Genomic DNA, 13,323 nt, shown 5'->3' on the forward strand with positions numbered 1-13,323 from the left:
AAGAATTTAGAAGTAAAGAGGATAGAGAAATCTGTCCTCTTTTTTGTTGTTCAGGCGGAAAAGGAGAGTTCATGAAACAACTATCCGAAGTGGTCGGTTCAAAGGTTCGATTCCTTGTATTTGTATAGGGACTAGAAATAGCTCCCAAAGCCATATTATTGACTCTCTTTCTAGATGATCAGTATAGTTTCCGCCAAATCTTTCTAGATGACTATACTGAGCCGCAGGTATTCAGATGTTTTGACATTGGCGAGTACGGGTTCGACTCCCGTTGCCTGCTTACAAAATTTTATGAGTTTTTTCTATTTCTCTTGGCGGAGAAGCAGAAAAATCTGAAGGAGGCTATAACATGGCAGATATTACAGTGAATCAATTAACCACGCAATACTTTTATCAAATTCCCCAAATCTTTATGACACGGACAGAGCGTATCAAAGATAGTATGGGAAAAGTTATTAAAAAGATTCGCTATACGAGCGATTACGCACAATTATCCAATGATGCCAAATTGGCGTATGGGGCATTGTATAATCGCTGTCAGTTATCGATTCGTTCGTATGAATCTGGAAAACGTGATTTTGTTGATGAACATGGTTCTGTGTTTTTGATTTTTACTGTGGAAGAATTGATGGAATTGCTAGATAAGTCAAAACCAACGGTTACGAAAGTAAAACAGGAACTGGCAAAAATGAAATTGTTGCGAGAAGTAAAACAAGGATTAAATAAACCAAATCGTTTGTATCTTCAATTAGTCGAAGCGGATCATCAAATTATTGAAGAATATGATTCAGAAAATCGATTGATCAAGCGTTTGGATTATCTTGGAAATGACCTTCCTCTTCCGAAAGAGGATCATTCGAAAAGAATAGAAAAAACGCCGGAATCCCTTGGGGGACAAGGAGGTAAAGATTTTGGACGTCCAAAAAATGAACGTCCGGAAGGTAAAATTTTTAACCCTAGTAATACTGAATTAAGTAATACTGAGAATATTAACGATACAAATCGATACGAGAAACCAACGGATGTTTCTCTTTCAGAAATTCCAGAAACAGAGCTGCTCAAAATGGGCGACCATCCATTTTTGACGAAGCGAACCATTGAGCTGCTTTCTCATTTTGGGTCAGATGCCAAAAAAATGATTGATAAGATCTATGCCGCAAAACGCAAAGTAGAAAAAGAGTATGCGGATATTCTAGCGATCCATTATCGTGTTTTGCCACGATTAAACGGAGAACTTTGGGCGCAAGATTTGGAACATGAAGTAGAGAAATTCATTTTTAAATATCGTACGAGTTGTCATGAAGGAAAACCGATTCAAGATCCATTTGCTTATTTTTATCGGATGATGACTCATTTCTGGAAATTGGTGTTGTTGGCAGAAACGGTTGTTTCTTTCTCTGAAATCGAACACTTGAGACAAGAATTTTTAGCGAATGAGTTAATAGAGCGAAGTGTGCTTCAAGCAATTTTTCCTGATAAATATACGTTGACGCAATTGGATAACGAATTGCTTTGTTTGCGTGAAACAGCGCTTAAAATTGGGAAAGAGGAGGAACCCCGATGAAGTTTCTAGAGACGAACCGACGGTGCTATAACAGTTATTACGTGCTATTCCATACAATGGCTCATGCGAGTTGGCCGCCAACGTATATTGATTGTGATTGTGGGAAGCTAGCGAAACATATCGTCCATTATCGACGATTGCCTTGTGGAGCACCGCATTTTCATAAGACATTTGTTTGGGAATGTGAACATTGTGGGGCACGTTATCGACAAATAAAAGGCACATTTAATTTTGAACCGATGGATCGAGAAGAAGGAGAAGAAAAATGATTAAGGCAGAAAATAAGAGAGGCGTGACAACTTTAAACACGGAGCAACAAGCAGCATTAAAGCGATTATCAAAAAAATACGTCCTTTCGGAAAGTAAAATTCTTGCCCATGCATTGGATCTTCTAGTTAGGCAAGAAGCTGCTCATTTCGATGTTGGATTGAAAAAAGTGTCGGCACCTCGTTAAAAAGTGTAGACACTTTTGGAGAAGTCATGGAATTGTATTGCTTCAAGCAAGATAAAAGTAAGATTTTTTGAATAACTGGTTGGAGGAAGAGGAATGAATTTATATGAAAATCATTTACGGTGGATGTGTTGTGAAGTGACACTATTCAATCGGCAACGATGGAAGATTCATGATCAGATAGCCCAACGAATAAGTATCGATTCGTCTGGGAAGCCAATTGTATTATATACGAAATCTTTGACATCGTATCTTGCAAGAAAACTATTTTTTTCACAGATTAAGCAAATTTGGTTTGATGGGAAGCTCGTTGCATATCGGGGATGTTCTACACAAGCATTATCACTCACGAATAAACAATATGCCAAACTAGTGAAAAGAAAAAACATAAATAGCTAAAAGGTTATGAAAAGATTTTTTTAACTGAATAAATATTTCTTAAACGAATTAGACTGGTCGAGAAAATAACATAGATGCTATAATATTACAAAAATATTAAAAAGGAGCAGTTAGATGGGAAAGAAAGTATTGATTTGTTTAAGTCAGAGAAATTTGTTGCTACATAGTGAAGCACTAAAAAAAGTCGAACCAGATGTCTATTCTTGTCTGAAACAAAATAAAAGGATCTATCCAAAACAAGCGGAAACTTTTGGAATAGTAACGAAAATAAATCAAAATCTAGCACACTGGTTAAACCTATCTATAAAGGAATGGGAGATAGATAGAAAAGGGACTTGTATCTCTGGGGAAAAAGAGTATCACTGTGATTTATGTAATCAACCAATTCAGACACGTTATAAGATTATTAACAAAAAAAATCAACAGTCATTATACATTGGTGGGAATTGTTCAAATAATTTCAAAGAATTAGCATTCATGAAAAGAATAGTCAAAAATGAAGATGAATTGTACAGGTATAATAAATTGCTGGATAAGAACGAAGAATTTTACAGTCTCTTAACGGATAAAAAGGATTTGACGGAGTATACCGAGATCATTCTACCCGATTTCTATCAAGATTCTTACCGCAAAGCAAAGAAAAAACTTGTTAAATTTATGAAAAACTATATCAAAAATGGAAATAGTTTAGATGAAAAAGAATTGTTTCGTTTACACAAAATCTATCGTAGTGAAAAGAAAATTATGAATAAATTTGTACAAGAAAATTTAGGTAAGGATAATGTTCTTTCTAGAAGTGTGGCCAAATCAATTGAACGTGTTCAACCAAAAGAGTACAAAGAAATTTTGAAAGAAGTAGAAAAAAATAGAGGACAAATCAGTCCCTACACAGCTAGTAAAATAAAAGCGCCTAAATATCTTAAGACTATGATAGAAAGAATAAATAAGGTATTGCCTGATCATGTAGTGTTAGAAGCCGCTAGGGTGGGGACATACGTCTTTCGATTTAAAAAAAGGGCAGTTAACTACCACTTTAAAATAGCATCTAGGATAGTTATTTCCTCTTATTATGACAAAACGTTGCGTAATTTTCCTAAATGGATAGAGTATCACTGGGAAGAAATAGGATTTGCGGATAAAGAGTCTAAGGCAATGGTATTGAGATTAGCAGATTTTACTCTTCATGGGGTAAAGAGTGTAAAAGTAGTTGAACCAAATTATCATAAAATCGTTAATGAATATTTTGATGATTTAACGAACAGTGAACGATCTGGTGTCTATGAAAAATTATCTAGTTTAGGACAATCTTATACTGTTTTGATGATTAGAGGAAGTCAACCAGGAGAAGTTCGTATATATGGACAACAACAACTACTAAATTTAGGGAAACGACTGATTTGTTTGGATAGCTATAATCCCAAGAAATTTATTGAAGAAAAACATCAGAAATTTTTGAATATAGATGAATACTATCACTTTTTAGCGAGAAAAGTTGTACTTAGGTAGTTAGAACTAAGAGTTTCAGTTATTGTTTCTTCTTGATTTTTACTCCAAAGAGAGAGTTAAGAAAAAGTATTTAGGTTGGATCCATTTAGCTCTTTTTGTTTGTTCGTTTGAAAAAATGAATAAATCTTGCGTTATCGCTCGCACAGAATGAAGCGATCGAAAAAAGGAACAAATAAGCACACGGACACGAAACCCTTTAGGTAAAGCTTAAAGGATGCTGGCGGAAGAGATTCCTAGGATAGGAGAGCTGGAATGCTCAAGGACGAGATCGTCCTTTTGAACGGAAGCGATACACGTCAACTTATTTGGGACTTTTGGGAGGACATTGAGAAATGAATAAAACAACAGGACTTTCTAAGCTAATCAGCGTGCCTAACAGGGGCTTAGGAAGGATAAACCACCTAAAAAAGTATGGTGAAACTGAGATCAGTCTAAAATCACGGTATGTTTGGATGGGTGTGGCACAGGACAAAAAAGATTTTTGCGAAGATCAGATAATAAGGAGAATGAGTCAATCGTTTTTCGAGGGAGCGAAGATACTTTTTGAGAGTTTATGGGTTGCGAACGCTAGAAACCTTGCGTAAAAAATCTGTTTAAAAATGTTTTTAAAATGAAACGGGCAAACAAAAAGGGCTAAAGGATCCAGAGGCAATTTGGATACACGATTAGGAATGACATCCTTACGGATATGGCGTTTTGCTATCTGTTAGGATAGATCGAAGAAGAGAACAAACAGGTCTGTTGACCCGTGCGAGTGTCGGGCTCCTCCTCCCAGTGTTTTTTCACTTTCTTTTTTCACTGGGTCATCGGTTTAGACACCTCCCGACATTCGTAGGAGTCAGCAGATTAAAAAAGATAGTTGAAGGGATTTAAGAGTTCTAAAAATAAATCAATAAACCATTCTTTGAAGTTTTCCCAGAAAGATTCTTTTTTCACAGCAAAGCGATAAACACTGATGAAAAATGCAACAATCAGGCAAAGAGTAACGTACAAGATAAGAAAGATAGGAATAATCAATAGGATTTCTTTTATTTTTTCCATGACAAAGACTCCTTTATCTAGTGATCAAGTAAAGTATATCAGGGAAAGGGAATGATCGCATGACAATCTTGTAAGAAGAAAGATTCGTTGAATAAGTGTCAATGGACATTTAAAAATGTCGTTTTTTGGCCATTTTCCTACATTTTACCGTGTCCGATAGCAAATAAGTGTTGATCGAGAGGAAAAATATACAACAAGGAGGAGTTAGCGCGTTATTGTGACATGTACGGAGTGACGATTGAAGGGTTTGTTCATTGGAAATTTCGCAGGCATTTCGTCAGCAAATAATAGAAATAGGTGAAAGGATGCTTAAATTAATCACATTAGAAAAGATTGGGTTTAACAACTCGATCAAGCGCAATGATTTCTTTGATCATGAGCGCGAATGTTGGATCGTTCGAGCGATTGCCCAAAATCGAGTGAAAGCAAGATATGTCAACATGGGAGGCAATTTAGGTTGGCAACATGACCTGATTGAAGCAACAGTAGTCGCGCAAAAAATCGGTACGTTCGATCCAAACAATCGAGTTTCCAGAGAAACAGAAATCATAAGCAACTGCAAAACAGCTTCGATGAATGCATTGCCTTCCTGGGAAAAACGACGAACGGTAAAAGTTGGAGATGTATGTGAATTGGGAGAAAATGCTTTTTATATCGCAAGGGAAATCATAGAAATCAAGTATAGTTTTGTGGATGTGGTAACAACGTTAAAAGGATACCGTGTGACGGAATTACCGCCGCTAGAAATTCAAAAGCTGAACAATCAACGACGATTAAACGAATTGGGGTGGTCAGTCTGTTAGTGACAGAAATGGAGGAATAGGAGGGTAAACATGAAAGCAAAAGATTTGATTAGTATATTGCAAAATAATCCGGATTAGGAGGTGGTAGATTTTAAAAAACTTCTTTTTGTCTGCTTTAGTAACTTTAAGTATACAAAAGTATTTACGAGTAATTTAAAACGTGCTATAATCTGCTTGTAAGATCTTATAAAGAAGCTTCGAGGAGGAGTACTCAATGGCAGAAAAAAAGGCAAAGAGAAGTGGAAGTGTCGCAATTGATACAGACACTGCGGCACATTTGCAAGAAATACGAGAAATTTTGGAAGCACGTTTGTATGGGGCAAAATTTCCACAAACGTCAATTGTGAAAATTGCGGTGAAAGAATTGTATGACAAATTATTAGCAGAAGAAAAAAATAAAAAAAGTGAGGAGAATCCAGATGAGTAAAAAAGTATTAGTCAGTTTGATTGTTGGAGCAGCGGCAGGCGTGGTATTTTTCACAAGTGGGAATGATGCACAGGCGTCAGAAGTCAATCGGGTTTGGACACCACGTACAGTGGATCAAATCAAAGCAGACATTGCGAAAGCTAAAGATAATCAATATACGATTGTCTGGGGGGATACATTGAGTGGAATCAGTCAGGCGACGAATTTGACAGTGCAAAAACTCGCAGATCTGAATAAGATTGCGAATGTCGATTTGATCTACGCAGGCAATACGCTAGTTTTTGATGGCAATGTCGTGACAGCCAAGAACGATAAGGGAGAAACAGTTGCGCAGTCAGTGGTAACCCCACAAGATAAGAATGATGCAAGTAAACCGGTAGGCAAACAAGAGCCTGCAAAACAAGCAACAGATAAAGCCAAAGAAACAGTACAAAACAAGCAAGGAACAACTGCGACAAGTGGAAAAGCTGATACTAATAAACAAGGGACAAGTGCTGCAGTTAGTGGGACAAGCGGTTCTGTTGAGGGGACAACTAGCTCTACTGCTGGGACAACAGCTCCTTCAGGAACAGTAGAAACACCTGCTCAACCAAGCAAACCAGCGGAAAAACCAAGTACACCGGTTCAACCGACGACACCGACACAACCAAGCCCAAGTGGGGAACAAGGCGGATCGACAACAGTTCCTGTCACTGACCCTTCAACAGTAACGGATCAAGAACCAATGCCGGGAACTCTTGGTAATAGCGGGAAAATATTTAACTCTGAGGCTGAAGCTGAAGCATACGGTGAAGCAGAAGCAACAAATCCAGATAGCAAATGGTATGGATACGAATGGCAATGGTTTGATTTAGTAAATAAAAATTATGAACCTATTGGTAAATGGACGGTAAACTTTAATCAATAACAAATATATGGAAAAGATATCAGTAAATGTGCTGATATCTTTTTTGTTTGGAGTGAAATATAATGAGAAGACTTCCACGGGCAAGATCCCCAGATCAATCAAAATAAAACCAATCATTCACGTCGTTATCGTTTTTGGTAACGGCGTTTTATTATACAAAAAATGTAAGAAAGGATTTGATTCTTGTGCAACAAAGAACAAGAAAGAAATGGTTCAAAGCAGCTGCGCTTCTGGCATTTTCTCAGTTCTGCTTTTTGACGGGGACATTTCAAGCGCAAGCAGAAGAGAATGCACCACGTCAACCCACAGTAGAAACAACTGCCCCAGCTCCCGTTGAAGCCGTTGAAGTTCGACCGGTAGAAGAAGCAGTTCCAGCTGTAGAAACACCAGCTGAGTCTATGCCAGAAACCGATGCACCGACAACTAACTCAAAAGAAGCCCTTGATCAAACAATCGGGGAAGCGCAAAACCCAGGAGACAGTCCAGCGGTCACACAACCTGCAGAAACAGAAACATCGGAAACAGACATTTTACCAGAACCATCAGAAGAAAGTACGTCGAATACGACATCTTCTTCTGAAGCAACAGAGTCAGCAGAAACAACAGAGGCAACAACTCCAGAAAATCAACCAGCATCTGAGTCGCCTACCTCGACAGAACCTTCTGTAGAAAAAGCAACGGATGCATCTGCTGTTGACACAGAAAAAACAGCGGGACAATCGGTAGACACTAAGGATACGGAAGAAAAGACAGAAGAATCTGTAGTCGCTACTGACACGAAAGAAACGACGGTGTCGGAGAAATCAGCAGAAGAAATGCCTGTTGTTACTCAACCTCGTTCAGCTCGTGTTCGTCGTGCGGCTGTTTCTACACGTGCCGCAAATACGGCAAATGTAAAAATGACAGAAGTTGCTCCACAACCAACAGAAGGTATTTATTGGGCAGAGATGCGTTTACCAAATGGAACGCCATTTGCTTATGATAAAATTGATCTTTTTGAAGTCAATGGGAAAGTTGCCTTTTGTATTGAACCTGGGGTACGAGGTGCTTCAGGGACATTTACAGAATCTGCATTAGATACGTATTTGAAAAATGCAGATATTCGTAAAAAAATTGAGTTAATTGCATATTTTGGCTGGGAAGATAGTAAAGACAAATCACTTCATCGTCGAATTGCAACACAACTATTTATTCATGAACAGTTGAACTCAACTCCATTGATGGTTAATAAGGTGTTGAATTATGAGGCATTTAAAAATGAGATAAATCAGAAAATAGCGACATTTAATAAAAAAGTATCTTTTGCTGGGAAAACCGAAACTGTTAAAGTCGGCGAAACAATCACTGTTACAGATACGAATAATTCTTTAGGGAATATTAAAGATATAACTCCTTCTAAAGGTATTACCGCAAAGATTCAAGGAAATCAATTAGTGATTACTGCAACGAAAGATGCATCTGAAAAAGCAACTATTACGCTTCATAAAACAAAACTGAATAGAACGTCACTAGTCTATAAACAACCAGGAAAACAAACCATTTCAGTATTAGGAGATCCAACTGGAGGAAAAGTAATACTAAACCTAAATGTCCTAAAACAAGGAAATCTTGAAATCTTGAAAATTGATGCAGACACAAAAGAACCTTTAGCCAACGCAGAAATCAAAGTGACGATCAACGGCAAAGACCAAACCGTGAAAACCAATGATAAGGGGATTGCGACGATCAAGAATATAACGCATGGCACAAAAGGCACCCTTGTAGAGATCAAAGCTCCAACGGGCTACGTGTTGAACAAAACAAGCAAAGATTTTACGATTGAAGCCAATAAAACAATCAAAGTGACCCTTGAAAATGATGCGCAAAAAGGGACGATTACGATCGATAAATCAGGGGTAGAATTCAATAAAACTATGCCAAATGATCAATATACATTGGCTGGAAATGTTTTTGAAGTGTACGCTGGACCAACGATTACAGGTGATCTTGTAGACACAATTACGACGAATGATGCAGGAAAAGCCCAAACAAAAGCATTAGATTTAGGGACGTATACGATAAAAGAAACAGCTGCCTCAAATGGATATGTGCTAAACACTGCTACATGGACAGTAGACATTGTTTATGCAGGTCAAGATGTCGAGATTACAAATGTGACTCAAAACATTGAAAACCAAGAACAAAAAGGGATTGCGCGCATTTTCAAACAAGATGCCGAAACTGGAAACAAAGCTCAAGGTGCTGCGACTTTAGAAGGCGCAGTTTATGGCTTGTACCAAGCAGACGGCACAAAAATAAAATCTGTTACGCTGAAAAATATCAATGGAAAAGTCCAAGCAGAAGTGAGAGATCTGAAACTTGCTTCTTACTATTGGATCGAAGAAAAAGCGCCAGCTGGATACAATCTCAATACGAATAAGATTCATTTTGAGTTAGTCTATGGTGGCCAAGACAAAGAAACTGTCACAAAAGAAGTTACGGCAAAAGATCAAGTGATCAAAGGAACGATTGAAGGGGTTAAGGTCGGCAATAAAGACTTTGTGGACACGAAAGATCCTGACAATAAGCCAAAACTTGCAGGCATTGAAATTTCATTGACCTCGAAAACAACCGGTAAAGTCGTTAAAGCAGTCTTGACTGACAAAGACGGTTACTTTACCTTCGGTAAAAACGCCGTTGTCTTTGATACCTATATTGTTTCTGAAACCAAAGGCAAGGAAGGATACAAATTGTTTGAACCGTTCGAAGTAACGATTTCTGAACAAGGTCAAACCTTCCGTTACGTGTTAGAAGACCAAATCGTTGAGCAACAGCTGAAAATTGTTAAAGTCGATCAAGAAACAGGCAAAGTGATTCCACTTGCTAATACGGAGTTCAAGATCTTTGACACTTTAGCGAATGAGTATGTCACCTTTGCCATTCCAAATGATACCGAAGTAACGGATATTTTCCGTACTAATGATAAAGGTTATCTCGTTACGAATGGTACGTTTACGTATGGAATTAGTCGGTACCGTATCGAAGAAATCAACGCACCGAAAAATTATGTCTTAAACAAAACACCGTTGGTGTTCTCGATTACAGACGATACCGAACCGATCAAAGTGATCAATTTTGCGAACCGTCAAGCACGTAAGAATGTGAAATTGTTCAAGTATGAAGAATGGAATAACAAACAAACGCCACTTACAGGTGTGACGTTTACGTTGTATAACGACGAAGGAAAAGCAGTCGGTGAATATACGACGGATACAAACGGTGAAATTCTTGTAAAAGGCTTAGTCGCTGGATCTTACTACTTTGTCGAAAAAGCACCATTAGAAAGCTTCCAACCAAATACAGACAAACAAGCATTCACTATCACATTCAAACAAAATGCGCCAGATGATGGCGAAACCTTATTCGTTTCTGTACGCAACTATTTGATTCCACCAACACTTGAAACACAAGCGTCGAATAAAGAAGACGGAGAAAAAGTGGTGGATCCGTTAGAAACGATCGTCATTAAAGACAGTGTTTCTTATACGAACTTGTTTGTCGGCAAAGAATACACCATTTCAGGTGTCTTGATGAACAAGGCAACGAATGAACCGATCCTACAAGATGGTAAAGAAATCAGAAAAACGTTGACCTTTATTGCAGACAAAGCTAATGGCACAAAAGACCTGGAATTTATAGTTAATGCCAGCGTCTTAAAAGGTCAAACAATCGTTGTCTTTGAAAAACTTTTCCGTGATGGTATTGAAGTTGCAGCACACGAAGATATTACCGATGAAAATCAAAGTGTTCGGGTAAACAATCCAACGGTTCATACGACTGCTGTCTTTGAAGATGGCTTGACGGTCGCAGACCCAACGGGGCTGTTCACCTTAAATGATACCGTTGAAATTACCGAAATCCTTCCAGGAAAAGCTTACTTGGTCAAAGGAATTTTAATGGACAAAGCAACCGGTGAAGCCTTACTAGTTCATGGAAATCCAGTAGAAATCAGTGTGGACTTTATTGCCAAAGCAGAAAATGAAACGGTGATCGTGCCATTTACCTTTGATTTAACGGACTTAAATGGTCGTGAAATCGTTGTGTTTGAAAGTCTTTTCAGAAATGACGAAGAGCTGGCAAACCACAAAGACATCGATGACCAAGGGCAAACCGTACGTATCACAAATCCAGCAATCGGCACCAAAGCAACAGACAAAGAAACAGGATTACAAGTGATTGATCCATTGGCAGTTGTTACGATTACGGATGCAGTTGCCTATCATGATTTGATTGTAGGAAAGACGTATACAGTCAATGGAATCTTGATGGACAAAGCAATCGAACAACCAGTCTTAGTGGACGACAAAGAAATTACAAGTACGTTAACCTTTGTGGCAGAAACAACGGACGGTACAGTAAATCTAGACTTTGTGTTGGACGCTCGTGCATTACGTGGAAAAGAAGTCGTGGTCTTTGAAGACCTCTTCAGAGAAGGCGTATTATTAGCCTCTCATGCGGATATTACGGATGAAGGGCAAACGGTACGGGTAACGAATCCAGCAATCAGCACCAAAGCAACAGATAAAGAAACGGGACTTCAAGTGATTGATCCATTGGCAGTTGTCACGATTACGGATGCAGTTGCCTATCATGATCTGATTGTCGGTAGAACGTATACAGTCAATGGAATCTTGATGGACAAAGCAATCGAACAACCAGTCTTAGTGGACGACAAAGAAATCACAAGTACGTTAACCTTTGTGGCAGAAACAACGGACGGTACAGTAAATCTAGACTTTGTGTTGGACGCACGTACATTACGTGGAAAAGAAGTCGTTGTCTTTGAAGATCTCTTCAGAGACGGTGTATTATTAGCCTCTCATGCGGATATTACGGATGAAGGGCAAACGGTACGGGTAACGAATCCAGCAATCAGCACCAAAGCAACAGATAAAGAAACGGGACTTCAAGTGATTGATCCATTGGCAGTTGTCACGATTACGGATGCAGTTGCCTATCATGATCTGATTGTCGGTAGAACGTATACAGTCAATGGAATCTTGATGGACAAAGCAATCGAACAACCAGTCTTAGTGGACGACAAAGAAATCACAAGTACGTTAACCTTTGTGGCAGAAAGTACCGACGGTACAGTCAACTTAGACTTTATCTTTGACGCACGTGCATTACGTGGAAAAGAAGTCGTGGTCTTTGAAGACCTCTTCAGAGAAGGCGTATTATTAGCCTCTCATGCGGATATTACGGATGAAGGGCAAACGGTACGGGTAACGAATCCAGGTGTTCGTACCACCGCTACACACAAAACAACTGGCTTGAAAGTGGTTAATCCATTAACGAAAGTGACCATTACAGACGCTGTGAAATACCATGACTTAATCGTTGGTAGAACCTATACAGTCAATGGGGTATTAATGGATAAAGCAACAGAACAACCAGTGCTAGTAGACGGCAAAGAGGTCACAAATACGTTAACCTTTGTGGCAGAAAGTACCGACGGTACAGTCAACTTAGACTTTATCTTAGACGCACGTGCGTTGCGAGGCAAAGAAGTGGTTGTCTTTGAAAATCTCTTCAGAGACGATGTATTATTAGCCTCTCACGCAGATATTACCGATAAAGACCAAACCATCAAAATCGTTAATCCAACCATTACCACCAAAGCTACCAATAAAAATGGTGGCAAAGAGATCTTGGCTTTGCCAAATCAAACCGTGTTGGAATGGGTCAAAGTAGATGGTCTAGCAATTGGTCAACTCTATCAATTGATTGTTCAAGGCTATTTAACACCAGATGGCACGCCATTTGAAGACACACATGCCGAAAAAATCTTTACGGCAGACAAAGAAACCATGGAATTCTTGTTTGAATTCTTAGTTGATGGTCGGAACCTTGCCGGAAAAGGATTGAGTTTTGCGGAATGGCTTCAAGCCAAAACAGAAGATGAGGAAGAAATATTTGAAGAAGTGGCGAAACACAATGTGGATCTAACAAATGAAGATCAAACGGTTCAAATTGTGGAAGCACCAAAACCACCGCAACCAGTCAAAGCAGCTTCTGTTGTACCAATGTTGCCAAAAACAGGGTCTGAAGATAGCAATGTATGGATGATTATTGGCATGATCTTTGTCCTTGCGGCAGGATTGATAGGTTATGACTTCTACAAAGTCAATGACTAGGTAGGATGAACAAACGGTTAGAAATTCTAGCCGTTTGTTTTTAGACAAT

At 38.7% G+C, this 13,323-nt stretch carries 10 protein-coding genes; 9 read left to right on the forward strand and 1 reads right to left on the reverse strand.

Annotated elements, in window-relative coordinates:
* Positions 1 to 349: 349 nt before the first annotated feature.
* From IGI96_RS14350 to IGI96_RS14370, 5 genes are all read left to right on the forward strand, one after another.
* The gene (locus tag IGI96_RS14350; protein WP_438785235.1) at positions 350 to 1,564 is read left to right on the forward strand and encodes a replication initiator protein A; all 1,215 of its coding nucleotides are present in this window, start codon (positions 350 to 352) and stop codon (positions 1,562 to 1,564) included.
* Positions 1,561 to 1,833, forward strand: coding sequence for a hypothetical protein (locus IGI96_RS14355; RefSeq protein ID WP_438785236.1), 273 nt, complete (start codon positions 1,561 to 1,563; stop codon positions 1,831 to 1,833). Before IGI96_RS14350 ends, IGI96_RS14355 begins: the two co-directional genes overlap by 4 nt.
* Positions 1,830 to 2,018 (forward strand): hypothetical protein, encoded by a 189-nt coding sequence (locus IGI96_RS14360; protein ID WP_438785237.1) that lies wholly within the window; start codon positions 1,830 to 1,832, stop codon positions 2,016 to 2,018. Before IGI96_RS14355 ends, IGI96_RS14360 begins: the two co-directional genes overlap by 4 nt.
* 510 nt (positions 2,019 to 2,528) lie before the next feature.
* On the forward strand, positions 2,529 to 3,920 hold the full coding sequence (locus IGI96_RS14365; RefSeq protein WP_438785238.1) for a hypothetical protein: 1,392 nt from the start codon (positions 2,529 to 2,531) through the stop codon (positions 3,918 to 3,920).
* Positions 3,921 to 4,252: 332 nt separating this feature from the next.
* Positions 4,253 to 4,504: a hypothetical protein gene (locus IGI96_RS14370; RefSeq protein ID WP_438785239.1), complete on the forward strand. Its 252-nt coding sequence runs from the start codon at positions 4,253 to 4,255 to the stop codon at positions 4,502 to 4,504.
* 262 nt (positions 4,505 to 4,766) lie between these two features.
* Here IGI96_RS14370 and IGI96_RS14375 read toward each other — a convergent pair whose 3' ends face one another.
* Complete coding sequence (locus tag IGI96_RS14375) at positions 4,767 to 4,961, reverse strand: hypothetical protein (protein WP_438785240.1); 195 nt, start codon at positions 4,959 to 4,961, stop codon at positions 4,767 to 4,769.
* Positions 4,962 to 5,266: 305 nt separating this feature from the next.
* On the opposite strand from IGI96_RS14375, the gene IGI96_RS14380 reads away from it, so the two are divergent.
* The 4 genes from IGI96_RS14380 to IGI96_RS14395 all read left to right on the forward strand — a co-directional run bounded on the left by IGI96_RS14380 (position 5,267) and on the right by IGI96_RS14395 (position 13,274).
* The gene (locus IGI96_RS14380; RefSeq protein ID WP_438785241.1) at positions 5,267 to 5,764 is read left to right on the forward strand and encodes a hypothetical protein; all 498 of its coding nucleotides are present in this window, start codon (positions 5,267 to 5,269) and stop codon (positions 5,762 to 5,764) included.
* Between the two features lie 214 nt (positions 5,765 to 5,978).
* Positions 5,979 to 6,191, forward strand: coding sequence for a hypothetical protein (locus tag IGI96_RS14385; RefSeq protein ID WP_368264566.1), 213 nt, complete (start codon positions 5,979 to 5,981; stop codon positions 6,189 to 6,191).
* Positions 6,184 to 7,098 carry a LysM peptidoglycan-binding domain-containing protein gene (locus tag IGI96_RS14390; protein WP_438785242.1) on the forward strand — a complete coding sequence of 305 codons (915 nt, stop codon included), beginning with the start codon at positions 6,184 to 6,186 and terminating at the stop codon, positions 7,096 to 7,098. The genes IGI96_RS14385 and IGI96_RS14390 overlap by 8 nt, the downstream gene beginning before the upstream one ends.
* Before the next feature lie 185 nt (positions 7,099 to 7,283).
* Entirely contained in the window at positions 7,284 to 13,274 is a 5,991-nt protein-coding gene (locus IGI96_RS14395) for a VaFE repeat-containing surface-anchored protein (RefSeq protein ID WP_438785243.1), read from the forward strand.
* Positions 13,275 to 13,323: the final 49 nt, after the last annotated feature.

This window comes from Enterococcus sp. DIV0421 (assembly GCF_051713745.1).
Lineage (GTDB): Bacteria > Bacillota > Bacilli > Lactobacillales > Enterococcaceae > Enterococcus_D > Enterococcus_D casseliflavus.

Coding starts and splice junctions, on each gene's coding strand:
- IGI96_RS14350 (WP_438785235.1), top strand. CDS start 350: ATGGCAGATATTACAGTGAATCAATTAACCACGCAATACTTTTATCAA.
- IGI96_RS14365 (WP_438785238.1), top strand. CDS start 2,529: ATGGGAAAGAAAGTATTGATTTGTTTAAGTCAGAGAAATTTGTTGCTA.
- IGI96_RS14380 (WP_438785241.1), top strand. CDS start 5,267: ATGCTTAAATTAATCACATTAGAAAAGATTGGGTTTAACAACTCGATC.
- IGI96_RS14385 (WP_368264566.1), top strand. CDS start 5,979: ATGGCAGAAAAAAAGGCAAAGAGAAGTGGAAGTGTCGCAATTGATACA.
- IGI96_RS14375 (WP_438785240.1), bottom strand. CDS start 4,961: ATGGAAAAAATAAAAGAAATCCTATTGATTATTCCTATCTTTCTTATC.
- IGI96_RS14360 (WP_438785237.1), top strand. CDS start 1,830: ATGATTAAGGCAGAAAATAAGAGAGGCGTGACAACTTTAAACACGGAG.
- IGI96_RS14355 (WP_438785236.1), top strand. CDS start 1,561: ATGAAGTTTCTAGAGACGAACCGACGGTGCTATAACAGTTATTACGTG.
- IGI96_RS14390 (WP_438785242.1), top strand. CDS start 6,184: ATGAGTAAAAAAGTATTAGTCAGTTTGATTGTTGGAGCAGCGGCAGGC.
- IGI96_RS14370 (WP_438785239.1), top strand. CDS start 4,253: ATGAATAAAACAACAGGACTTTCTAAGCTAATCAGCGTGCCTAACAGG.